Below are 23,648 nucleotides of genomic sequence, written 5' to 3'. Positions count from 1 at the left end.
AATCATGAAGTGGGCTGTACGCTTGTATGGGATTTTATTTGTGGGAGCAATTTTTGTAGGAATTGCCTTTCATGATGCTTTGGTAAACTCACAGGATTTTAGCCTAAGATTATTACATACAAACGACCATCATGCTCGCCTAGAATCGGTGGAAGTTGGGGATAACTTGTTAGGTGGTATTGCGCGACGAAAAACCCTAATTGATACACTCCTGGCTGAGAATGAAACCACAACCCTATTGCTAGATGCGGGGGATATTTTCCAGGGAACGCTGTATTTTAATAAGTATTTAGGTCAAGCAGATGTTCCCTTTTATAATCAAATGAATTATGCGGCTGTGGCGATCGGAAATCATGAATTTGACCGAGGACAGGAAACCTTGGCGGAGTTTATTAGAAGTTCGGCGTTTCCGATGATTTCCTCTAATCTGGAAATTGATGTCAACTCACCGCTGTCTGATTTAATCAAATCTTGGATTATTGTTCATGTCAATCGTGAACAAATAGGTATTTTGGGGTTAACGACACCAGACACGGAGGTTTTGTCTAGTCCTGGGGAAGGTATTAAGTTTCTTGATCCGATCGCCGCTGCCAAAAAAACAGTTAAAATTCTCAGAGGTCGTGGTGTAAATAAAATCATCGCCCTGACTCATTTAGGCATTTCTGAGGATATTAAATTAGCCCAACAAGTGGATGGAATTGATCTAATTGTGGGGGGACATTCCCACACTCCCCTAGGAAATATACCAGGTGCGACTCAACCTTATCCTTTGGTAGAAACTTCCCCTAATGGGGATAATGTGTTAGTGGTGACTGATTGGGAATGGGGGAAATATTTGGGGGATTTACAAGTTGTTTTTGATGGTAGAGGTCATCTAATATATTGGTCTGGTTCTCCTCATGCTGTGGATGAAAGTATTATTCCTGACCCGGATTTTGAAGCGCAATTGCAAGTTTTCCAAGCCCCCCTGGAAGAATTACGAAATAAAGTTATTGGTCAAACTGATACTGTACTAGATGGCGATCGCCGAAATATTCGCTCTATTGAGACCAACTTAGGAAATCTAATTGCTGATGCAATTCTGGCAAAAATGCAGCCAGACGGTGTCGAAATAGCGATTATTAATGGGGGAGGAATTCGAGCCAGTATTCCGGCGGGGAATATCACCCTTGGTCAAGTTATGGAAGTTCTCCCCTTCGGAAATACGATCGCTCGTTGTGACTTAACCGGAAATCAGATAAAAAAACTGTTAGAACATGGTGTTAGTGGAGTAGAAAAGGGAGAGGGAAGTTTTCCGCAAGTGTCTGGAATTCAATTGATGTGGAATCCAGAAGCGCCCATAGGTTCGCGGATTATGTCAGTTAATGTCATCAGTCCTGATGGTAGCATGAAACCCCTAGAAGATGATGTTAGTTATCGGGTAGTTACCAACACTTTTTTAATGACAGGCGGCGATGGTTACGAAATTTTCAAACAGTCTAATAATCAGGTAGATACTGGTTTTTTACTGTCAGATGTTGTGGCTGATTATATAAGCGCGCGCCCCCTGATTAACCCCCCAGTAGGCGATCGTATCATCAAAGCACCTCTTTAACCTTGCTACAACCCTTCTAAAATAGGTGTTGACACAAAATTACTGAAAGCAAACTCACCCACAGCGTGCCACTGTCGGATGCTATCTCGAAACTGTTTCCAGGGTTCATAAATATCTCGGAAAGAGGAATTACGAATAGCCATATCCTGATACATTTACGCGACATTTATCCGGCTATTGCCTGACAATGCGACGATAGCACTATTACCCGTTAAGGTAACAGAGGCGGTATCCCGCAAAGCTTTTAGAAAGATTCCAAAAGCACCGTTCCAGTCCCTGGGTAGAGTGAACCCGCACTCCGGACATCGGAACACTTTTGAGCCACCTAGCTGGGAATGCACATGACCACAGTGAGTACAGGTTTTGCTGGTGTATTCTTCCGTCACATCTACAACTGTGGTTCCAGTTATTTCCCCTTGATGTCTCAGGGTTAGTTTGAATCGATAATGCGCCCATGTCAGCATGGCTCGGGCAGTCTTAGACCTGATTAGACGCTTCACCTTGGCAACCATATCGGAAGTCTCGAAGGTGGGCAAAAAAATTAGGCTGTAGTTGTGAGTCAAGTAGTGAGCAATTTGTTTGTGGGCTTCATCAACTAGATTGCGGATTTTGGTTCTCATTCGTTGAGCCGCTTGCCTCATCCGTCGCCTTCTTGAACGACAGGGTTCCTTGGCGATTCGGCTCATCAAATCATCCAAATGTTGACATAACCGAGTGATGCGTCCTATATCCCCGGAGCCAAATTCCAGAAATCGTGAACCATCAAACCCGGTCATAAAAGTTCGGACGCCCGGGTCTAATGCAATCACGCCAGTAGCGTCAGTTGGGGTAACGGCAACTGGTTCAGGAAACACCGCAAACCACCGCCCCTTGGCAAAGACTAATTGAGTCCCTTGCCCGCAAGTTTTAGGGATGGGTTCGGAAACCATGAAAGTTAATCCTTTCGTTAGTCTTGGATACCAACTCCCTGAAGAGAAATTAGTATTATTGAACTTAATCCCTTGAGAGCTGTCACGACAACTTCTAAACCTTGCATCAGGACTGGCGGTCAAAGCCTGATAGGCATCAAAGATGGCATTTTGCCGAATGTGGCAGGGTGTTTCTTTGACCCATGCAGGTAAGTCACTCTGCATCACTTTATTGCGTAACTTTAACTTGCTTAGTCGTTTACCACTCCTAGATAATGCAATTGCTTGGTTGTAGCAATACCGACAAGCAGCCAGCCATTTACGCCAGACTTGATTTAGCCCTGGGCTGGGGTAAATCCGGATCTTCTTTGACCTGAGTTTTGTATTTACTCCGTCGGTATAATCGGGAACTGAAGCAGTGGAGGAGGGCGAGGATGTCCTCAACCATTTCTGGTTCTGGACTGAGACTTGTCTCGTTGAGAACCACGAGTTCACACCCGTTTTGTTCGCAGAGCCATCGAAACAAGTCAAATCCAAACCTTGCCAGTCGGTCTTTATGGGCAACGACAACCATGCGGACATCTCCTGACAAGACTTGTCCCAGTAAGGCCAGCATTTTCTTTCCCTTGAAGTTGAGCCCGCCTCCGATTTCTGAGACGACTTCTGCTTCGGGGTAGAGGTTGGACAGTGCGGCCACCTGTCGGTTGAGGTCGGACTGCTGGGCGCGGCTACTAACTCTGGCATAGATAACGACTTTGCGTTTGTCACTGCCTGATTTGGCAGCAGTATATCACTCAACGTTGTATCGTCGTTGCCCAGCGGGGGTTCTGATGGTCTCGATTGAGCCATTTTCGTCCCATCTGCGGAGTGTTCTTTCATGGACTCCAAGGATTTGGGCCGCTTCCTTGGGTTGGACATATCTGGCAATAGGTTTATCCTCAACTCTTCTCGCTTATTATACCCTATTGCCCTAAAATGTTAACCTAATTTGAGATTAAATCATGCTCCAGTAAATCCGTAGTGGCAGCCAGAGAGGCCTGTAAAATTTCTGGGCTAAAAGCCTTTAACTGAGTCCCCCCATCAATCAACCTTTTCAACGCTTGAGGGTTCTGGACATCATACTTAGCTAAAGGAGGACTACAGGCAGCCAAGGCGGCGGTGGCCACTCCAGTGGCAGCATAACCAAGGATATTTCGACGTTTCATAATTTTTGCTTACTTTCGGTGAGAGAAATTAGGCCAGTGGGCTTGAGTATTTCATCTAATTTTAAACCCAACGGGTTCACTGAGTCAGTTTTGGCTGATTTACCATATCACCGAATTTAAAACTGTAACAATTTTTACATAATTCTGTATTTATAGATTTTTTTAAGTTATGGTACAGATATGAGGGAATCTAGCTGGGGATCAAGAAGTTGGTCAGAACAGATCGCTGTACTGTCTAGCTTCTGGCTTCAGCCTGAACAATTAATTAATAAAGAGGTTTAATAAATTATGGTTGTATCATCCCAGGTAGCGACTACATCCCCAACTCCGGCTTATATTTGTCCATTCGATCGCACCTGTAGCTATTTAAACCAAGCGGCTGCGGAACTAGGTATGGACCCAAATATCTTGGTGATTTTAGAACATCCCCGGAAAGTCGTCACCGTTTCCATTCCGGTTAAATTAGACAATGGAAAAGTAGAAATCCTCGCCGGACACCGGGTGCAGCACTGTGATGTCCTCGGTCCCTATAAAGGCGGAACCCGATATCATCCGACTGTTAATCTGGGAGAATTGTCAGCCTTGGCTATGTTGATGACCTGGAAATGTGCCCTATTAGGGATTCCCTACGGTGGCGCTAAAGGTGGGATTGCTATTGACCCTACCCAATATAGCCTAGGGGAACTGGAACGCCTCACCCGTCGCTACACTAGCGAATTGATTAAAGATATTGGTCCGGCGATCGATATCCCCGCACCAGATATCGGCACATCCTCACGAGAAATGGCTTGGATGATGGATACCTATTCTATGAATATGGGTCATGCTGTCCTAGGTGTCGTCACCGGAAAACCCCTATCTATTGGCGGTTCAAAAGGTCGAGATATGGCGACCGGACGCGGGGTGATGATTACTGTCAGAGAAGCCTTATTAGAGAAAGGACAAACCCTAGAAGGTGTGACAATTGCTATTCAGGGATTTGGAAAAGTCGGCGCGGCCGCCGCACAACTCCTTCACGAAGCCGGGGCTAAAATTATTGCTGTTTCTGATGCCTTTGGCGGCGTTTTTGATGCTAATGGCTTGGATATTCCGGCTTTGCAATCTCATGTGAATAACCAGAAAACTGTTGTCGGTTTTCCTGGTAGCGATAGCATTAGTAATGCTGAATTACTCACCCTTCCCTGTGATGTCTTGATTCCTGCTGCTTTAGAAGACCAAATTACTGAAGATAATGCCGATCGCATTCAGGCGAAATTAGTGGCAGAGGCTGCTAATGCTCCCATTACCCTCATCGCCGACCAAATACTCGAAACGCGGGGGATTACTGTCTTACCAGATATCCTCGCTAATGCGGGTGGTGTCGTGGTTAGCTATCTGGAATGGGTGCAAGGTCAATCTTTCCTTTTCTGGGATGAAAAACGGGTGAATCGGGAAATGGAAAAACTACTCCGTAATGCCTACCACCGCGTTAGCCAACATTCCCAACAACGGTCTGTTTCTTTGCGGCTTGCTGCCTATACTCTCGGTGTCGGTCGGGTCTCACAAGCCATGAAAGATAGGGGACTCTATCCATAAGATAATTAACAATTAATAATTAACAATTAATAATTGTTAATGTTGTCGGGGCGGGTTCCACGGTTAGTTATAGTCATCACCGATCATCTTAATAAACCCGCCCTATCTATCCCCAACAATGGATAATGTTGTCGGGGCGGGTTCCACGGTTAATTAGATTACCCACCGACCATATTAATAAACCCCCCAGAATACCCGTAAATTAATGGATTAATTATTAATTATTAATTATTAATTATTAATTGTCCGGGCGGGTTCCACGGTTAGTTAGTGGGCGGTTGTCTGTTGCCTGTTGGTTGTTGGTGGCTAAAATATCCTATGATAGGAGGGGTTGTGAAAAAAATCCAAGAACTGATATTATGTCCGCCTATCATACAATTCGTATTCACGATCGCCAAAGGGATAAGTCCTACTGTGTGCAAGTTCCAGAGGATCGCTATATCCTCCCATGTGCAGAAAATCAGGGTTCAGATTTACCCTATTCCTGTCGCAATGGTGCCTGTACAACTTGCGCGGTGCGGGTGATCTCAGGGGAGTTGTATCAGCCGGAGGCGATGGGATTATCTCCAGAACTCCAAAAAGAAGGATATGCTTTGCTCTGTGTGAGCTATCCCCGTTCAGACCTGGAAGTGGAAACCCAGGACGAGGATGAAGTCTACGAACTCCAGTTTGGTCGCTACTTTGGTAAAGGTAAGGTGCGATCGGGGCTCCCCTTAGATGAAGATTAGTCTAATGCCATTGAGATTGATGCTTACCGGACTGTTACTCCTGTTGTGTTGTATCGTGGGGGTTGGGTGTTCTGAACCGCCGGAAATGCCCACAGGTATGACTGTCAGAGTAGAACGGGTGGTTAGTGGTCAGACTATAGAAATTGTCAGTCCTACCGATAATATTCCCAGGTTACAGCGGGTAAGACTGATTGGCATTAATGCGCCAGACCTAAGACAAGACCCCTGGGGAATGGAAGCTAAACGAAGGCTACAGCAGCTTTGTCAGGGACAGCAGGTGCTATTAGAATTTGACCAAATGGAAAGCGATCGCTATGATCGCCTATTAGCATATATATGGCGCGATCAAATTCTGATTAATGAGGAATTGGTTAAACAAGGTTACGCCCTCGCCCAAGCTGGAATTTACAACAACAAATACAGCCAACGCCTTGACAATGCCCAACGGTGGGCTAGAATCATGGGGTTAGGTATCTGGAACCCAGAAGAACCCATGAGATTTACCCCCGCTGAGTTTCGTCAACAACAGTCCTGACTGAAAAAGAGGCAGCCGACAGTCTGGGGGTAGGCGGAAATTAATCAATTTCAGATTCCCCATTTGACACTCCCCGCTCTGAAGAGACGGGGATTCTTGGCTCACCGAGACCACTTAAACTAGATTCCTTGCGTCGTCTAGCCCAGAGGTGGGACTCTCCCCAAGCGTTACTTTCGGTATGCCCTACCGTAGTTGCATTTCTGCCAATCCTGTTTAGATTGAAGCAAATATACCTCAAAAACTGATTTGTCTAGTTCCTGTGAATCTTTTACCTGCTGCCAGGAGGAAGCTAGAACAATGCAGCCAAACCGCATAGATTCAATGGTCAAGGTTCAGTGTACGCCTTGAGGCAACAAGGTTTTTTAAGTGGTTGGTTACCTTTATCCACGCTCAATCGGTGTAGCATTTATCTAGTAAGCGTGTAAAGTCAAACAGCCATGTTGTTCGAGAGTTGATCAGGTCTTGGGCTGACGGGCACTAAAGTACCCGTGTCGCCTTTCATCCTTGCTCTCTTGAGACAAGGTTTTCATGATCCAGTGCTGTTCGTATAATCAAAACTTGTCCCCAGACACAGGCTTTCCCTACTATGGGAATTATGATTGATTAATCGGGTTATGGTGTTATCTGTGAGCTGAAACTGATGGAATTTTTGCCAAAATGACTCAAGAACCATTACAAACATTTTTGGATGTGGCTACCCTAGCAGCAACTGCGGGGGGTACAGTCTTAAAGTATTACTGGGGTAATTTACAAGATATTCAAGAGAAAGGACGCTCAGGAGATTTAGTCACAGAAGCCGATAAAGCCTCAGAAGCGGCAATTTTGGAGGTTCTCAAGCGCCATGTTCCCGGTCATGGTATCCTTACGGAAGAGTCTGGTAGTTTAGGGGATACTAGCAGTCGCTATTTGTGGGCGATCGACCCCCTCGATGGTACCACTAACTATGCTCATCAGTATCCAGCATTTGCTACCTCGATCGCTCTTTTGATTGATGGAGTCCCCCAGGTCGGTGCGGTATATAATCCCTTTCATGATGAATTATTCCAGGGTGCGACTGGTCATGGTGCTACCTGTAACGGTACACCGATCAAGGTCTCTCAAACCAATTCACTAGATCAAAGTCTATTGGTGACAGGGTTTGCTTATGACCGTCGCGAAACCCCCGATAATAATTATGCGGAATTTTGTTATCTGACTCACCTCACTCAGGGAGTCAGGCGTGGTGGGTCGGCTTCTGTAGATTTAGCCTATGTCGCCTGCGGACGTTTAGATGGTTATTGGGAGAGAGGACTATCTCCCTGGGACTTGGCGGCGGGGGTGGTCTTAGTCCAAGAAGCTGGGGGAAAGGTGACAGCCTATGATGAGAGTCCTTTTGAAATTAAATCTGGGCGAATTTTAGCTACCAATGGTTTCCTACATTCTAGCCTTAGTAAAGCCCTGTTAGAAACACCCCCCTTATCTTCCTGGTAGCCTCTGACTCCCACAGCAGAATCACCAATCAGTCAGAAAATATGTCAAAATAAGATTGAGTAGCAGTTGAGCTTGAGTAAATTGCGGTCAGACGTACACACAGATACCGCGATCCGGTTATCTCTGTGGGCTTAACTAGCTAATCATCCGTAATTGTGCCAGGCTTAACTGTTATGCTTTGGGGTTGGAGGTTATTGGAATATCCTCGATATGGTTGCATCTAGTTATAATCCCATGAATATCACTGAAAATTAGAACTTAACTTAGCATTTCTCAGATACCAAAAGGCGAATACTATGTCATTTCAAATTAATCAAGGATTATTCCAGCTTGGAATTACGGACAATTATGCTATTTTAGGTGTTAAAATCGACTCTGATTTTAATGCTATTCGTAAACAATATATGAGGATTGCGCGTCGTTTGCATCCAGATACTTCTGCTTTTCAGGAAGCGGAAGAACAAGAAATTGGTAAGGAATTATTGGCGAAATTGGTGAGTCCGGCTTATAACAAGTTTTCTAAGGATGATGAGAAACGAGAATATGAGTTGTTAATCAAAACGATCGCCGATCGCATTAAACAAGACCCCAACAGTATTCAAATCTCCACAGAATCAGCTAAAGAACTACAGACCATAGGTGATTTTAATCAAGCATATGAAACCAGTTTACAAGAATTGGTCGAAAAACAGTATGAATCGCCGAAACAAGCCCTGGCTAGAATTGGGGAAATTAGCGAACTGAATTTAGTGTATTTAATGCGATCGCGACCAGGTAATGCAGCCGCTACACCCACGCCGCCACCCCCACCAGCAGAAGCTAAGTCAGAGGAAGCGCCGCCACCCCGACCAGCGAAAACATCTTTTGTGGATAAGGCTTGCGATCGCGCGGTCCAGTTAATGCAAACTAGCAACTATGCTAAAGCTATTCTGGAACTAAAAGACGCGGTAAAACGGGAACCATCACACCCCCGTTGTCATGGTCTATTAGGGTTGATTTATGTGAAACAAAATCAGCCTAAATTAGGTACACCCCATATTAAAAAAGCCCTAAGTATTGATCCCAATCAGCCGGAAGCGATCGAAGCCCAACAACTAATTCAGAAAACCGCTACCACCTCTAGTGTCAAAGGTAAAAGCAAAAAGTCAGGTTCAGGAAGCGGCGGTTTATTAGGGCGACTATTTGGCGGGAGTAAGAAAAAATAAATGCCACCATGGTGAACAAATCGACTCAATTGGAGGTAAGCTGTAATAATCTGTAAGCCGTCCCCTAATTTTGTACTACTTTTTTTAATCCCATGATTCATCAACCGCCGCCGGGTGCGCGAGATCTACTTCCTCTCGATGTAGCCCAAAAAATTTGGATTGAACGCCGACTACAGCAAGTATTCCACGGCTGGGGCTATCATCGCATTATCACCTCTACCCTGGAAAGGCTTGATACCCTTATGGCTGGGGGTGCGGTACAACGTTCAACAGTCATACAATTACAAGATGCAGAAAATGAAGGTTTGGGACTGCGCCCGGAATTAACGGCTTCTATTGCTAGGGCGGCGGTTTCTCGCATGGCGGGGAATGACCACTGGCCGCAACGTCTGTACTACAATGCTAATATCTTCCGCAAGGGTGGAGAGACGGGACATGGTACACAGTTAGAATTTTATCAGGCGGGAGTAGAATTACTTGGGGCTGATGGGGTCCGCGCTGACTCGGAAGTTTTACTACTGCTATGGGACTGTTTGCGATCGCTAAACTTACAAAACCCACAGTTTATCCTAGGGGAAGCTGGATTAACGCGATCGCTTTTATCTCCCTTTCCGCCACCCTTACGCGATCAGGTTCGACAAGCGATCGCTAATCTCGATAGAATTACTCTGGAAACCCTTTCCATGTCGCCAGAATTGCGACAACGGGCTTTATTCCTCTTTGACTTGCGCGGTCGTCCTGAAGACGTTTTAGCCAAGGTTTCCCAACTAGACCTAGACCACAGCCAAAGATCTGCCCTCAACAACCTAAAATCCTTAATTGATGGTCTCAATCAATATCAGAAATTGCGACCAGATACTCTATCTCCTATGTCTATCACCCTAGATCTCAGTCTGATTCAGACTTTTGACTACTACACAGGCATTGTCTTTATTGTAGTCAGTGATAGTCATTCGGGTTCACGGGTATTAGGTCGCGGCGGACGTTATGACCAGCTTTTAGGACTTTATCATCCCCAGGGAGAAACTAAACCCAGTATTGGCTTTTCCCTCACCATTGAGGAACTGCATCAGGTATTATTAGACATGGGAGAGCTTCCCTCTGATATTCCCTCCGGTGATTGTTTGGTGGTTCCCAAAACCCCCCAAGCTGAAGCCGCCGCCTTTGCTTATGCACAAGATTTGCGTCAGTCCCCCGATGCACAGGTACAAATGGAATTGAGTATTTCCGATGATTTACTCGCCCTCCGAGAGTCCGCCCGTCGCCGGGGAATTACCCAAATAGCCTGGGTAGATGAACAAGGTAATCCTACCTTAGAAGCCATCTAATTTCAGTTGACATGACACCCACAATTAATAATTAATAATTAATGACCGGGTGGGGCGGGTTTATTCATCTGGTCGTGGGGAATTGAGAGTTGACAGCAGTCGGGTGGGGCGGGTTTATTCATCTGGTCGTGGGGAATTGAGAGTTGACAGCAGAACCCGCCCCGACAATTGTCAATTGTCAATTATCCATTAATTCCCTGGTGGGGTGGGGCGGGTTTATTCATCTGGTCGTGGGGAATTGAGAGTTGACAGCAGAACCCGCCCCGACAATTGTCAATTATCCATTAACCGTCATATTTTCAGGTATTAGTTGTTATGCTGACACCAAACAGTTATCCTCTGAATCGTCGCCATTTTCTGGGTTCGATCGCTTTAGTAACTTTGGGTTTGCTGACTAAAGATTTAATTAATCCACTGAGTGTTCAAGCGGATAGCCAAGGATTAGGCAAAGGCAACATTTCCTTAGAAACTTATCATATTTTTGTTCCTTATACCATCGCTCGAAATGGGGGAAAGCAGATAGTTACTCTGCGATCGGGAAATGACTTGTCGGTGAAAATTCCCGCCCAGATTGAAGATAACCAAGAGATGACTATCAAGGGGGGCGGTTTTGAGGGTAAAGATATTACGCTTGTGTTGCATACTTTGTATGACAAAAAAACTCGAATAGACGATAAAATTTATCAAGAAATTGGCCAAAATATCAAATTTATTCGGCCCGGCTCAAGCCGATCAAAATGTAAGTCAGTATATGAGCAAATTGAGGATGGTGAGTACGTTAAGGATCTGAGCGCTTTAAATTTGTTGGATTATGCGATCGCTTCTTCTAAGCTGGACAGCACCATTCAGGCTCGCTATCAACTTGCTAGTACCAATTCCCGTTTAGTGGGACTTCAGCAAGCCATTGACTCTACTTTAAACGAGTCTACACTCAGTCCAGAAGAGCAGAAAATAATTAAAGGAACTTTTGCTTATGTACGTGCTAATGAACCATGTCCTGACTTTAACGCTCTCACGGCTTTAGATGCAATTGTGGTGGGTTCAGATTTGCCACCAGAAATTCAGGTAACTTACTCTTTAGCAAGTGCCAAATCAAGGGCTTTAACCGTTGATCTGATTTTAGTCAACGAGATTTGGCAAAGTCCCCAACTATCCTCAGAAACAAAAGAAAATTACCTGTCAATTTATCAGGAGGTACGTGACGGCAATAAGCTGGAAGATACAAGAACCTTAAAAGCCTTAGACTCCTTTATCGCTCAAGCGAATATTCCAGATAATGCTAAAATGGTTTACCAGGCTGCCCGCCAGCAGGATTTAGAAAACATTGTGAGCCAGAACAATTATGATGTGCTTTCACTGGTTAAACCAGCAAAAAACGCTGCCAAAATAGGATCGGCGATCGTCCCGGTATCTGTAAATGCCTTGAGCGCAAGTGGAGTGTCAGCAGGTACGGGGACTCTGATTAGCACGTTATCTGGAGGGGCTGCTACTAATGCGGCGTTAGCTGCTTTGGGTGGTGGTTCTGTGGCTGCTGGAGGTTTGGGAATGCTTGGCGGGTTAGCCGTAGCTACTGGAGGAGCAGCCCTGATCGGAGCGGCGGGAGTTGTCTCGATCGCATTAGTCTCAAAAATGGATGGTGAAGACAAAAAAAATCTGGGAATTGCGATCGGAACAGGCACAATTGCTGGCGCTACAACTATTTTGGGCGCTTGGACTGCAGCCACTGCTTTGGGAGTAGCCGGAAGTTTATCCGGTGCAGCCGCAACTACTGCAATTATGGCGGCTCTGGGTGGAGTTAGTGTGATGACTGGCGGTGCGGCAGCGGTTGCGTTCGGTACAGCATTTTGGGTTTGGTCATCCATGAAAAAGGGCAAGAAACGGGATCAATCAGTGCTTGAGCAGCTAGAAACTCTATCCTACATCTATACTGAAGAAGAAATCCCCAGTCGTATCGGAGAATTTGTGCAAAATCAGGTACAGTCTCAGTATAAATTTACTAATGGTTTTTCTGCTCCTAATATTCCCTTGGATAGGCTATCAAAGGCTTTAGAAAAATGGCTATATCTCAAGGAGAACGAAAAAGTTATTGCCCTGATAGATACCAGTGGCTTTATGTCTACCCAAGGAATTGCCTTTACTGATGACAGAATTCTCTGGAACCATCACTATGTTAAGTACCAAGATTTAGACCAATCCTGGGGAGATTTATTGGAAATGTTACCCCAGGAATCAGATCGGCGTATTTTGACTAAATTTTTGCGAGAAATTAGTAAACAATATGCCTCAGTTTAAGTCTCTATGAATCTCCGAAGTTAACAACAGGGATACAGTTAAGATGGTGGGTCAATTATGGGGAGGTGTCTTGACCTCCATATCTGCCAGGTTTGACGCACCCTACAGGTAATTATTTGGGGGTTAAATTAGCCTAAAATAACCGTGAATTATTCCGAGGTGTCTTGACCTGGATATCTTGTCGGTTGGCAGGACCCTAGAAAGACTGTGTTGAAAAATAAGCGATCGCACGTCCCCCCTAGGCGGTAAGCTGTTGGAGAGCATGATTTAATCTCAAATTAGGTTAATATTTTAGGGCAATAGGGTATAATAAGCGAGAAGGGTTGAGGATAAACCTATTGCCAGATATGTCAAACCCAAGGAAGCCGCCCAAATCCTTGGAGTCCATGAAAGAACACTCCGCAGATGGGACGAAAATGGCTCAATCGACACCATCAGAACCCCCGCTGGGCAACGACGATACAACGTTGAGTGATATACTGCTGCCATATCAGGCAGTGACAAACGCAAAGTCGTTATCTATGCCAGAGTTAGTAGCCGCGCCCAGCAGTCCGACCTCAACCGACAGGTGGCCGCACTGTCCAACCTCTACCCCGAAGCAGAAGTCGTCTCAGAAATCGGAGGCGGGCTCAACTTCAAGGGAAAGGGAAAGAAAATGCTGGCCTTACTGGGACAAGTCTTGTCAGGAGATGTCCGCATGGTTGTCGTTGCCCATAAAGACTGATTGGCAATATGGGGATTTGACTTGTTTCGATGGCTCTGTGAGCAAAACAGGTGCTCACTCATGGTTCTCAACCAGACAAGTCTCAGTCCAGAACCAGAAATGGTTGAGGACATCCTCGCCCTCTTCCACTGCTTTAGCTCCAGATTATACGGACGGAGTAAATACAAAACTCAGGTCAAAGAAGATCCGGATTTACCCCAGCCCGGAGCTAAATCAAGTCTGGCGTAAATGGCTGGCTGCTTGTCGGTATTGCTACAACCAAGCAATTGCATTATCTAGGAGTGGTAAACGACTAAGCAAGTTAAAGTTACGCTGGGGAAGTGATGCAGAGTGACTTACCCGAATGGGTCAAAGAAACACCCGGCCATATTCGGCAGAATGCTATCTTTGATGCCTATCTCGCCTTTTCAGCCAGTCCTGGCGCAAGGTTTAGGAGCTGTCGGGATAGTTCTCAAGCCATCAAGTTTAACGATGCTAATTTCTCTTCAGGGAGTTGGTATCCAAGACTAACGAAAGGATTAACTTTCATGGTTTCCGAACCCATCCCTAAAACTTGCGGGCAAGGGACTCAGTTGGTGTTTACCAAAGGTCGATGGTTGGCGATTTTCCCTGAACCAGTTGCCGTTACCCCAACTGACGCTACTGGCGTGATTGCATTAGACCCGGGTGTGCGAACTTTCATAACTGGGTTTGATGGTTCACGATTTCTGGAATTGGGCTCCGGAGATATAGGACGCATCACTCGGTTATGTCAACATTTGGATGATTTGATGAGCCGAATCGCCAAGGAACCCTGTCGTTCAAGAAGGCGACGGATGAGGCAAGCGGCTCAACGAATGAGAACCAAAATCCGCAATCTAGTTGATGAAGCCCACAAACAAATTGCTCACTACTTGACTCACAACTACAGCCTAATTTTTTTGCCCACCTTCGAGACTTCCGATATGGTTGCCAAAGCAAAGCGGAAAATCAGGTCTAAGACTGCCCGCGCCATGCTGACATGGGCGCATTATCGATTCAAACTAACCCTGAGACATCAAGGGGAAATAACTGGAACCACAGTTGTAGATGTGACGGAAGAATACACCAGCAAAACCTGTACTCACTGTGGTCATGTGCATTCCCAGCTAGGTGGCTCAAAAGTGTTCCGATGTCCGGAGTGCGGGTTCACTCTACCCAGGGACTGGAACGGTGCTTTTGGAATCTTTCTAAAAGCTTTGCGGGATACCGCCTCTGTTACCTTAACGGGTAATAGTGCTATCGTCGCATTGTCAGGCAATAGCCGGATAAATGTCGCGTAAATGTATCAGTGTTTGCACAGTAACGATGACAACTATTAACGATAATTACCTGAAACTCAAAGCTGGCTACCTATTTCCAGAAATCGCCCGGCGGGTTAATACCTTTGCGGAAGCCAACCCCGACGCACAAATAATTAAACTGGGAATTGGTGATGTCACGGAACCTTTACCAGAAGCCTGCCGAACTGCTATGATTAAAGCGGTCGAGGAAATGGGCGATCGCTCTACATTCAAGGGCTATGGACCAGAACAGGGTTATAGCTGGTTGCGCGAAAAAATTGCCCAACATGACTTTCAAGCCAGAGGCGGCGATATTGACGCGGAGGAAATCTTTATCTCTGACGGTTCCAAATGCGACACTGGGAACATTCTGGATATTTTTGGCAAAGATAACACCATTGCCGTCACAGATCCAGTATATCCCGTCTATGTAGATACCAACGTCATGGCAGGAAATACCGGACCCGTGAATGAGCGTGGGGAATATGAGGGGTTGCTATACCTTCCCATTACCGCCGAGAATAATTTTACCGCCGAAATTCCCAGCGATCGCGTCGATTTAATTTATCTGTGTTTTCCCAATAACCCCACAGGCGCTACAGCCACCAAAGAACACCTGAAAAAATGGGTTGATTACGCCCGCGCCAACCGTTCAATTATCCTATTTGATGCCGCCTACGAAGCCTTTATTACCGACCCCAGCTTACCTCACTCCATCTATGAAATTGAAGGCGCTCGTGAATGTGCGATCGAATTCCGTTCCTTCTCCAAAAATGCTGGTTTTACCGGCACTCGTTGCGCCTTCACAGTCGTTCCCAAAACATTAATGGCAAAAACATCCTCCGGGTCTGATGTCGAGCTGTGGAAGCTGTGGAACCGCCGCCAGTCCACCAAATTTAACGGAGTCTCCTACATTATACAACGGGGAGCCGAGGCAGTGTATTCCCCAGCCGGACAATCCCAAATCCAACAACTCGTAGATTTCTACCTAGAAAACGCCCAAATCATTCGCGAAAAATTGACCGCAGCCGGACTCACAGTTTATGGTGGTGTCAACGCCCCCTATGCATGGGTCAAAACCCCCAGCGGTCTATCAAGTTGGGACTTTTTTGATAAATTACTGCAAACCTGTAATGTAGTAGGAACACCAGGTTCCGGTTTTGGTGCAGCCGGCGAGGGATATTTCCGCATTTCAGCCTTTAACAGTCGTCAAAACGTAGAAGCCGCCATGGAACGCATCACAGACAAGTTTAAAGCCCTCTGAAATTAGTTCACAGCAGAAACCCCGGCTTATTCAATAAACCGGGGTAGCGTGCGCCAGACCCTCATTACTGGCGCACCAATAATCTCTAGCTAACCAACAAAGTCCCTAGCGGGAGAGAGTCCGACGCTTAGTCACCATTCGATAGGCTTCAATAGAGTCGCCCTCATTCCAGTCATTGAAATTTTCAGCCGCAATACCACATTCATATCCGGCATTAACTTCCTTCACATCATCTTTAATCCGCTTGAGGGAGTCAAGGAAGCCATCATAGACTGTCTGTCCACCACGATGAACTCGGATTTTGCAGTTACGAATCAGCTTACCAGACTGAACATAACACCCAGCCACACGGGAACGACCCACAGGGAAAATAGCCCGCACTTCCGCTTGACCAAGAGGTTCTTCCACCAATTCCGGTTCTAGCATACCCTCCATCGCCGCTTCAATATCATCGAGGAGGTTATAGATAATGTTGTATTCACGAATATCTACACCCGCGCGGTCAGCCGCTTGGCGTGCGCCACTAGCTGTAGTAGTATTAAAACCAATCAGAACCGCATCACTAGCCGCTGCTAGGTCAATATCAGTTTCTGTCACCTCACCCGGCGCTGCTAACAGCAGTCGCAGTTGTACCTCCTTCTGGGGTAATTTCTTCAGGGCATTAACTATAGCCTCTACAGACCCCTGAACATCAGCTTTCAGAATAATATTGAGGTCTTTAAGTTCTCCCTCCTGAACCCTAGCCGACAAAGCACTGAGGCTAACTCGACCCTGGAGTAAGCGAGACTGTCGAGCTGTATTCGCGCGTTCCGAAGCCAAAGCCGCCGCCTCTTTTTCGCTCTCAAACACCTCAAACTCATCTCCGGCCGCCGGAACATCCCGCAAACCCAAAATCTCAACAGCAAAGGAAGGGCTGGCATTCTCCACCCGTTGACCATGATCATCAATCATAGCCCGAACCTTACCTAGAGCAGAACCTGCTAAGATGACATCTCCCACCCGCAGAGTCCCATTCTGTACTAACAGAGTAGCCACCGGGCCGCGCGCTTTATCTAGGTTAGCCTCAATCACCGTACCCTTAGCCATACGGTTAGGATTAGCATAGAGGTCCTCAACTTCCGCCACCAACAGCAACATCTCTAGGAGAGTGTCGAGATTTCCGCCATTAATAGCACTAACTGGAACCATAATCGTATCACCGCCCCACTCTTCAGGAACTAAACCATATTCCGTCAGTTCCTGCTTAACTCGGTCCGGTTGAGCCGACTCCTTATCCATTTTGTTAATGGCAATGACCATTGGCACACCCGCCGCCTTAGCATGGCTAATAGCCTCCACCGTCTGAGGTCGCACCCCATCATCAGCAGCTACCACCAGAATAGCAATATCAGTAACTCTCGCTCCCCTCGCTCGCATAGCTGTGAAGGCTTCGTGACCAGGAGTATCTAAGAAAACTACCTGTTGAGTCTCGCCCGACTCATTTTGCACATCAACATGATAAGCACCAATATGCTGGGTAATGCCTCCCGCTTCTCCCTGGGCTACCTTAGTTTTGCGAATAGAATCGAGCAGGGTAGTTTTTCCGTGGTCAACGTGACCCATAATCGTTACCACTGGCGGACGGCGTTGGAGATTATCCAAATCTTCCGCATTGAGCATATTATCAGGTTTTTGAGCCGCTGATTTCTGCTCCTCGGTTACCACCGTAACCTCTAATTCTTCACAAACCATCGAAATAGTTTTGAAATCTAGGGTTTCTGTGATATTAACCGCAATACCACGGGAGAACAGACGCTTGATAATTTCGGTTTCCGCAATTGACAGAGCATGGGCGAGTTCCTGAACCGTCATCGGTCCTTGAACCACTAAACGCTCAACCTTTTCTGGTAATGCTGGTGTAGGCGCGCGCCGAGAAGCAGCCGCCCCGCTACCACTACCACCACTACCACCGGAATTGCGAGATGGTGCTGATTTCTTTCGTCCCTGATTAGAGACTACAGCCAATTTTCCGGCACCAGAAGCAGTTTTAGCTTTGGGAGGTCGAGCTAAGGATATACTCAGAGCCTCAGACTCCGAGCTATTAGCCGTCAGGCTATCAAAATCTTCATCATCCTCATCGTCAATCAGAGGCTTAATCCGGGGGCGCTTGACCTTGGCTTTACCTGCCTTACCACCCTTTTCATCAATATCATCATCATCATCATCCACAGAACTCGCACGCTTAGGTGAAGTCATGGGTTGAGGCCGCTTCAGCGTTAAACCGCGTTTGGGGCGCTTCGACTCCAGTATCCCATCATCTTCAGGTATAGCCCCGATATCGCTATCATCCTCGACGATATCACTGGAGTCTGTCTTAGTCGCCACGCTTGGTTGTCTCGAAGGTGGTGGTTGCAGTTCCGGCATCGACCTGGCAGGTTTCACCGTAGAAACGCGCCTTTTCACCTCTCTAACTTCTTGATTATCAGAGGGAACTGGCCGTTTTTTCTGTTTGGAAGCTACTGGTTTATCAGCTTTATCAGCTTTATCAGCTTTATCAGCGCTTTTCTCCACCGGAGCGCTCCCTCCCGGACTGGGTTTGGGAGTGGGCTTATTCTGTTTTAAAACTGGCTTACGAGACAGTTGCGGAGATTTAGTAGCCGTCGGTACCGGTCGAGCGGGTGGCCCTACTAAAGTCGGTGATTCTTCCTCCGTTATGACTGAGCTTACTTCGACTGGCTCAGTCACAGTCGAAGTAGTCGATTTGGCCACCTGGGAAGTGGTTTTTTCGTCCGGCTTATTAGCCCCGCTGACATCATCTTGGGCTGTGGTAGATACAGAAGAGGTAACTTCCACAGGGGGTTTGCGGGGGGGTTGGGGGGAATTATTGGGTTTTGGCAATTCGGATATATTGGTTTCGGAAGTCACAGATGATTCAGAGAATTTTGGGGGTTTGGGGGGAGTGGCAAGGGATGCAGCAGGCGACTCCGCCTGGGGAGAGTCTGCTGGTGATGGTTGATTTTCTGGTCTGATAGGATTTGGCCTGCGAATTTCTAAAATCTGTTGTTTTTTCTTGTCAGCCGCACCACCACCGGAATGGGATTGATTGGCTGGATCGGAGTTGTCATCAGACCATGTGGAAATCGGATGACTGGCGACGTATTTCTCGATCCGTTCAGCATCTGATTCTGTAATTGTACTGCTATGGCTTTTGACGGAGATATTCAGCCGTTCACATACGGCTAAGATGTCTTTGTTCTCCAAATTTAACTCTCGTGATAGTTCGTAAATTCTGACTTTGACGTTGTTCATCCACTCTTGCCTCTTCGTACCAACCCGTTTTTAATTATATTGACATTATTTTAGGGGTGTTACCAACTGCGATCGCCTCCACTTGGTTACACTGTACCACTTTCGATCGCGATCGCCATCGGCACTAGATCAACTCACATTTGTTTGCTACAGAAACAGTTTAAGCCTTAAACAGACATAATGCTAATTATGCCCCACCCTGATACCCCTATTTGCCACCAGGGAAACTCTTGTTATTGACTTATGCTGTGATCACCTCCTTACTAATTCCAGATAGCGGGTTGATGGCTGTACAATTCCAGTTCCCATAATACATTAGCTATCCGGCTGCGAGTCCGTAGCTAAACGCTGCCACAGGATTTGAAATACTTTTTCCGGCACCGGAGCCCTTAATGCTCGTCCGAGTCTATTTTTCTTCTGAGCAACCATCAGACATTCAGCCGTTTGACAAACATAAGCTGAACGACCCATGCCTTGATCTAATTCTACCTGATGAGATGGATAGACTCTGACCAATCGCCAGAACTCCTGTTTAGCAGCCAGGCGGCGACAGGTAACACATCGACGAAGATGATCTACCATAATTTAGCATCCTCCTATTTATAACATCCCCAAAACCCCCTATACCTTAATTTCAGATACTTCTGTAGCTTCTGGCTCTAAACTTTCGTCCTCCGATACTTCCGCAGTTAGTTGTCCCTGAAACTTGCTCGCCTCCATTTCATCTTCCGCCGCCGCATCATACTTAGCGACATCTTTAATATCAATTTTCCAACCCGTCAAACGTGCTGCCAATCGCACATTCTGCCCCTCTTTACCAATAGCTAGGCTCAATTGGTCTTCCCCTACCAGCACATGGGCTCGACGTTCCTCTGGGTTCACCAAGCGCACTTCATCCACACGAGCCGGACTCAGAGCATTAGCAATATAAATTGACGGGTCAGGAGACCAGCGGATCACATCTATTTTCTCTCCCCGCAGTTCATTAACTACCACCTGAATTCGAGATCCCCGCGCCCCAATACAAGCTCCCACGGGATCAACATCTCTGTCTAAAGTATCAACCGCAATCTTAGTTCGTGGACCCACATGATTCGAGGGTGGATTGGCTTCTCTAGCCACAGCCACAATTCTCACCACTTCGTCCTCAATTTCTGGCACCTCATTCGCAAACAGGTACACCACTAACCCCGCATCAGACCTAGAGACAATTAATTGAGGACCACGCTGGGAACCCTGGGAAACTCGCTTCAGATATACCCGAAAAGTGGCATTAGCCCGATAGTTATCCTTGGGTAATTGTTCTCGTTTGGGCAATTCTGCCTCAACTTCTGGCTGTCCGTAAACACTACTTACAGCCATAATCACCGACTGGCGCTCAAATCTCAGTACCCGAGCCTGTAGGACGGTTCCTTCATGTTCGGCGAACTCATCCTGAATCATCTTCCGCTGTTTGTCCCGTAACTTCTGAGCCAAAACCTGTTTGGTTTGAATGGCAGCCATGCGCCCAAACTCATTCTGCTCTGGGGTAACATCTAAAGTTACTGTATCTCCCAATTGAGCCTCTGGGGCGACTTCCTGCACATCCTTCAAGGAAATTTGGTGGTCTTGGTTACTAGCCTGTTCCACAATAGTTAGGTTTTTGGCTAAAACCCTAAATCCCTCTTCCTCAACATCCAGTTCTACATCAAAATTATCGAAGTAGTCCTCACTAAATTGGGTGTCAATCTGAACCGTGCGCCTATAGCGTTCATAACCTTTCAGTAACGCTTCCCGCAGAGCCTCTTCTACCGCCTGTTTCGGTAGGTTGCGCTCCGTGGAAATGCTCTCAATCATATCTTTGAGTCCGGGTAAACTGACCATTGACATAATGATTTGTCCTCGTAATTAGTTAAATACAGAAATTGAGATTAGCTTGTTTCCTGAGAGTCGGGTTTATTCCCCTTCCTCTAGCAGCACTTGCGTAATTAAGGAATTGGGGATAGAGATTTGTCGCCCTTTCTGATTTATATGGACTGCCATCTCGTCGCGCCCCACCAATTTTCCACTTTGTTGTTTTTGTCCTTTGTAGGGTTCGGAAGTGCTGACTGTGACCGGAAATCCTTTGAAGGAGATAAAATCGCGATCGCAACTTAGAGACCTCGATACACCGGGACTCGATACTTCCAGAATATAAGCATCGGGAATTACATCTACCGCATCGAGTTGTTCTTCGAGGGCTCGACTCATCCGCTCACAATCTTCTAAACTGGTGTCTTGCTCCAAATTACGGATATCAACCCGCAGTACAGGAGGCTTCTGGTTAGTGTAAAACATTGCCCCCACGACTTCTAACCCCAGAGGCTTGGCGACTGGAGTGGCTATGTCGATAATTTTGGGAATTAGGGGGTGAACCATAGTCAGATTTGATGTTAAAACGCTACAATTAGGCTCTATTGCGGTTTGTACCTAAGCCTAGGGTTACGGAAACCTGGAGATCATCCTTTACCATAGACCTGTCCCTTGGGGTTGGCCATGGAAATGCTGCCACTAAAAAAAGTGGGCGTCACCCACTTGTAGATGAAACTGTATCTTCCACAAGAAGCTGAGGGCTGACCCGCAGCTTAACTTCCTAATGTATTACTTTAACTCACAATTGAACTATTGGATGATCGCCACTCCATAATTCCCTGTGGCTAGGCTATCTAGGAGTGGGGGAGGGGTCTGATCGCCTCAGTCGGACTCGTAAACAATCAATCCCTCTAATTTCCGCCTTTCCTGGATTGAGGCGAGAACTTGCTCGAAGTTTTCTTCGTCCACTCGATGTATATAATTCAGTTTAATTTCTTCTAATAGATCTACCAGTAAATATTCAAACTGCTGCATTTGTTCCCCTTCAATTTCCTGCCATAATACTTTGCCAAAGTCCCGCACCAGTTGCTCTGTTAATTGGCTTCCTTGGCGGTCCGACATGGCTTTACGGATCGCTTCATAGGCACTATTTGGACCCTCCGTGGCTAATTGGGATAGTTCCCCGATCAGGCGATCGCTTAATTCTTTCGCCAGATTCTCAAATCCTGGTACTTTTTTAAACCTTTCTACCACCGGGGAATTTTTGACTACACTCTCCACATTATAACGAATTAGTGCCTCTATATCCGACTCTAGTTGTGGGATCACCTTATCAACCACTACCTGAATTAATTGATTAGAAATAAATTCGATTTCATTCAGGTTATTAATATTCATATACCGCTGCTGTTGTGACTGGGCGATCGCCTTGCCAATATTACCTTCTCTCAGTTCGTCTTGCACTTGATTAATAAATTGGATGATCACCGCTTCCGTTAATTCCTGCGATACCGATGACACTAAACCTCGGCTGGCAAATGCTCTGAGTTTCTCCAACTTAATTAATCCCGTTTGGTCTAAACGAATAGTTACCGGAATAATCCTTAATAATCTTGCCGTTGGCAGCGGAACAAACATTAAGATATCGTACCAACGCCAGAGCATCGCATCTAGCCAAGTCACCGTGTTAAATTTACTGCTGACTACCCTAGTCCGAATCAGAAATTCCACTAAAAAGAAGATCACAAACGGAAAATCAATTCTCCAGAAATCGTTGACAAAGTTACCGGTTTCTGATAAACGTCGAAAATAATTAGCCTCCATGAACGGCTTGATCTCACTCTTAAACCAGCCTATCTCCTGTGGAAATCCATGATCGGCTAAATATTCAACAGTCCAAAAAGTAGAGAATGCTTGCTTAGAAGAATCGTCCGGGTTGGGAGCGCGATCGCGCATTCGATTTTTAATAGTCTCTAAAGCACCACTTTTATTGGCGATCGCAAAAGGGTTAGTATCAACCATTTCTATACTTTGCTGTCGCAGACTCGTCAGAATCACCTCTACTTCCGGTGATTCTAGTCCCGTCTCCACCACCTGGTTATTAAGAGCTTCTACAGTTTCTATATATCTGACCGTGTCCCGGTGGGGTTCAATCCCCATAATCGGATCATACAGTTCCGTTAACTCTCGAAAATAACGGAAATAAAAGTCGCGCCAGGGTATATAACTAATATTAAATAAAACTAGGGCATAGTTGACAACTGCTATCATTGACAGACCTCGTTCGATCCACAGACCGACCGGGTGGTTTTTATTAATCGCTCTCGGTTTTTTCATGGTCATAGACTCAATCGGTTCTGTTGACAACAACTCACTCTAGTTAAAATTTCAGTAATTGACG

General features: G+C 46.2%; 19 protein-coding genes and 2 pseudogenes. 12 read left to right on the top strand and 9 right to left on the bottom strand.

The annotated features are described in order from the left end of the window. Window positions 1–4 precede the first annotated feature (4 nt). Entirely contained in the window at window positions 5–1,594 is a 1,590-nt protein-coding gene (locus tag NLZ44_RS09585) for a bifunctional metallophosphatase/5'-nucleotidase (RefSeq protein ID WP_493752618.1), read from the top strand. Between the two features lie 5 nt (window positions 1,595–1,599). On the opposite strand, the gene NLZ44_RS09580 is transcribed toward NLZ44_RS09585, so the two are convergent. From NLZ44_RS09580 to NLZ44_RS09565, 4 genes and pseudogenes are all read right to left on the bottom strand, one after another. Beyond that, a complete protein-coding gene (locus NLZ44_RS09580; RefSeq protein ID WP_493752617.1) occupies window positions 1,600–1,749 on the bottom strand; it encodes a hypothetical protein in 150 nt (49 codons plus the stop codon). Continuing rightward, a complete protein-coding gene (locus NLZ44_RS09575) occupies window positions 1,750–2,859 on the bottom strand; it encodes an RNA-guided endonuclease InsQ/TnpB family protein (protein WP_493752976.1) in 1,110 nt (369 codons plus the stop codon). Then, window positions 2,822–3,430 (bottom strand): annotated as a pseudogene (locus NLZ44_RS09570) (IS607 family transposase). The gene NLZ44_RS09575 and the pseudogene NLZ44_RS09570 overlap by 38 nt, the downstream one beginning before the upstream one ends. A gap of 55 nt (window positions 3,431–3,485) precedes the next feature. Then, complete coding sequence (locus NLZ44_RS09565) at window positions 3,486–3,707, bottom strand: hypothetical protein (RefSeq protein WP_493752616.1); 222 nt, start codon at window positions 3,705–3,707, stop codon at window positions 3,486–3,488. 288 nt (window positions 3,708–3,995) lie between these two features. Here NLZ44_RS09565 and NLZ44_RS09560 point away from each other — a divergent pair, with 288 nt between their 5' ends. The 11 genes and pseudogenes from NLZ44_RS09560 to NLZ44_RS09510 all read left to right on the top strand — a co-directional run bounded on the left by NLZ44_RS09560 (window position 3,996) and on the right by NLZ44_RS09510 (window position 16,129). Continuing rightward, window positions 3,996–5,282 carry a Glu/Leu/Phe/Val family dehydrogenase gene (locus NLZ44_RS09560; protein WP_493752615.1) on the top strand — a complete coding sequence of 429 codons (1,287 nt, stop codon included), beginning with the start codon at window positions 3,996–3,998 and terminating at the stop codon, window positions 5,280–5,282. Between the two features lie 359 nt (window positions 5,283–5,641). Further along, complete coding sequence (locus NLZ44_RS09555; protein WP_006670614.1) at window positions 5,642–6,010, top strand: 2Fe-2S iron-sulfur cluster-binding protein; 369 nt, start codon at window positions 5,642–5,644, stop codon at window positions 6,008–6,010. Between the two features lie 4 nt (window positions 6,011–6,014). After that, entirely contained in the window at window positions 6,015–6,545 is a 531-nt protein-coding gene (locus NLZ44_RS09550) for a thermonuclease family protein (protein ID WP_493752975.1), read from the top strand. 657 nt (window positions 6,546–7,202) lie between these two features. Then, the gene (locus tag NLZ44_RS09545) at window positions 7,203–8,015 is read left to right on the top strand and encodes an inositol monophosphatase family protein (protein ID WP_008057189.1); all 813 of its coding nucleotides are present in this window, start codon (window positions 7,203–7,205) and stop codon (window positions 8,013–8,015) included. Between the two features lie 296 nt (window positions 8,016–8,311). Beyond that, window positions 8,312–9,220, top strand: coding sequence for a DnaJ domain-containing protein (locus NLZ44_RS09540; protein WP_046320185.1), 909 nt, complete (start codon window positions 8,312–8,314; stop codon window positions 9,218–9,220). A gap of 92 nt (window positions 9,221–9,312) precedes the next feature. Beyond that, window positions 9,313–10,548, top strand: coding sequence for an ATP phosphoribosyltransferase regulatory subunit (locus NLZ44_RS09535; protein ID WP_008057191.1), 1,236 nt, complete (start codon window positions 9,313–9,315; stop codon window positions 10,546–10,548). 315 nt (window positions 10,549–10,863) lie between these two features. After that, entirely contained in the window at window positions 10,864–12,840 is a 1,977-nt protein-coding gene (locus NLZ44_RS09530) for a hypothetical protein (RefSeq protein WP_493752614.1), read from the top strand. Between the two features lie 337 nt (window positions 12,841–13,177). Then, window positions 13,178–13,792: pseudogene (locus NLZ44_RS09525) on the top strand (IS607 family transposase). Further along, window positions 13,749–13,898, top strand: coding sequence for a helix-turn-helix domain-containing protein (locus tag NLZ44_RS09520; RefSeq protein WP_493752974.1), 150 nt, complete (start codon window positions 13,749–13,751; stop codon window positions 13,896–13,898). The pseudogene NLZ44_RS09525 and the gene NLZ44_RS09520 overlap by 44 nt, the downstream one beginning before the upstream one ends. Next, on the top strand, window positions 13,888–14,865 hold the full coding sequence (locus tag NLZ44_RS09515) for an RNA-guided endonuclease InsQ/TnpB family protein (protein WP_493752613.1): 978 nt from the start codon (window positions 13,888–13,890) through the stop codon (window positions 14,863–14,865). Before NLZ44_RS09520 ends, NLZ44_RS09515 begins: the two co-directional genes overlap by 11 nt. 25 nt (window positions 14,866–14,890) lie before the next feature. Then, complete coding sequence (locus NLZ44_RS09510; protein ID WP_493752612.1) at window positions 14,891–16,129, top strand: LL-diaminopimelate aminotransferase; 1,239 nt, start codon at window positions 14,891–14,893, stop codon at window positions 16,127–16,129. A gap of 105 nt (window positions 16,130–16,234) precedes the next feature. On the opposite strand, the gene infB is transcribed toward NLZ44_RS09510, so the two are convergent. The 5 genes from infB to NLZ44_RS09485 all read right to left on the bottom strand — a co-directional run bounded on the left by infB (window position 16,235) and on the right by NLZ44_RS09485 (window position 23,590). Beyond that, window positions 16,235–19,417, bottom strand: a complete 3,183-nt coding sequence (gene infB / locus NLZ44_RS09505) for a translation initiation factor IF-2 (protein WP_493752611.1) — start codon at window positions 19,415–19,417, stop codon at window positions 16,235–16,237. A 315-nt stretch (window positions 19,418–19,732) separates the two neighbouring features. Beyond that, on the bottom strand, window positions 19,733–19,999 hold the full coding sequence (locus tag NLZ44_RS09500; RefSeq protein WP_369299348.1) for a YlxR family protein: 267 nt from the start codon (window positions 19,997–19,999) through the stop codon (window positions 19,733–19,735). Window positions 20,000–20,038: 39 nt separating this feature from the next. Then, window positions 20,039–21,286, bottom strand: coding sequence for a transcription termination factor NusA (nusA, locus tag NLZ44_RS09495; RefSeq protein WP_493752610.1), 1,248 nt, complete (start codon window positions 21,284–21,286; stop codon window positions 20,039–20,041). 66 nt (window positions 21,287–21,352) lie between these two features. After that, a complete protein-coding gene (rimP, locus tag NLZ44_RS09490) occupies window positions 21,353–21,814 on the bottom strand; it encodes a ribosome maturation factor RimP (RefSeq protein ID WP_493752609.1) in 462 nt (153 codons plus the stop codon). A 315-nt stretch (window positions 21,815–22,129) separates the two neighbouring features. Continuing rightward, window positions 22,130–23,590 carry a hypothetical protein gene (locus tag NLZ44_RS09485; protein WP_493752973.1) on the bottom strand — a complete coding sequence of 487 codons (1,461 nt, stop codon included), beginning with the start codon at window positions 23,588–23,590 and terminating at the stop codon, window positions 22,130–22,132. Between the last annotated feature and the right edge of the window lie 58 nt (window positions 23,591–23,648).

This window comes from Arthrospira sp. PCC 9901, assembly GCF_059013425.1.
This window is presented reverse-complemented; position numbering and strand designations above follow the sequence as displayed.

Bases quoted from the DNA above. Each gene is read 5' to 3' on its own strand.
- NLZ44_RS09585 (WP_493752618.1), top strand. From the start codon at position 5: ATGAAGTGGGCTGTACGCTTGTATGGGATTTTATTTGTGGGAGCAATT.
- NLZ44_RS09500 (WP_369299348.1), bottom strand. From the start codon at position 19,999: ATGGTAGATCATCTTCGTCGATGTGTTACCTGTCGCCGCCTGGCTGCT.
- NLZ44_RS09510 (WP_493752612.1), top strand. From the start codon at position 14,891: ATGACAACTATTAACGATAATTACCTGAAACTCAAAGCTGGCTACCTA.
- NLZ44_RS09530 (WP_493752614.1), top strand. From the start codon at position 10,864: ATGCTGACACCAAACAGTTATCCTCTGAATCGTCGCCATTTTCTGGGT.
- NLZ44_RS09485 (WP_493752973.1), bottom strand. From the start codon at position 23,590: ATGACCATGAAAAAACCGAGAGCGATTAATAAAAACCACCCGGTCGGT.
- NLZ44_RS09545 (WP_008057189.1), top strand. From the start codon at position 7,203: ATGACTCAAGAACCATTACAAACATTTTTGGATGTGGCTACCCTAGCA.
- NLZ44_RS09535 (WP_008057191.1), top strand. From the start codon at position 9,313: ATGATTCATCAACCGCCGCCGGGTGCGCGAGATCTACTTCCTCTCGAT.
- NLZ44_RS09555 (WP_006670614.1), top strand. From the start codon at position 5,642: ATGTCCGCCTATCATACAATTCGTATTCACGATCGCCAAAGGGATAAG.
- NLZ44_RS09560 (WP_493752615.1), top strand. From the start codon at position 3,996: ATGGTTGTATCATCCCAGGTAGCGACTACATCCCCAACTCCGGCTTAT.
- nusA (WP_493752610.1), bottom strand. From the start codon at position 21,286: ATGTCAATGGTCAGTTTACCCGGACTCAAAGATATGATTGAGAGCATT.
- NLZ44_RS09550 (WP_493752975.1), top strand. From the start codon at position 6,015: ATGCCATTGAGATTGATGCTTACCGGACTGTTACTCCTGTTGTGTTGT.
- infB (WP_493752611.1), bottom strand. From the start codon at position 19,417: ATGAACAACGTCAAAGTCAGAATTTACGAACTATCACGAGAGTTAAAT.
- NLZ44_RS09565 (WP_493752616.1), bottom strand. From the start codon at position 3,707: ATGAAACGTCGAAATATCCTTGGTTATGCTGCCACTGGAGTGGCCACC.
- NLZ44_RS09515 (WP_493752613.1), top strand. From the start codon at position 13,888: ATGCAGAGTGACTTACCCGAATGGGTCAAAGAAACACCCGGCCATATT.
- rimP (WP_493752609.1), bottom strand. From the start codon at position 21,814: ATGGTTCACCCCCTAATTCCCAAAATTATCGACATAGCCACTCCAGTC.
- NLZ44_RS09580 (WP_493752617.1), bottom strand. From the start codon at position 1,749: ATGTATCAGGATATGGCTATTCGTAATTCCTCTTTCCGAGATATTTAT.
- NLZ44_RS09540 (WP_046320185.1), top strand. From the start codon at position 8,312: ATGTCATTTCAAATTAATCAAGGATTATTCCAGCTTGGAATTACGGAC.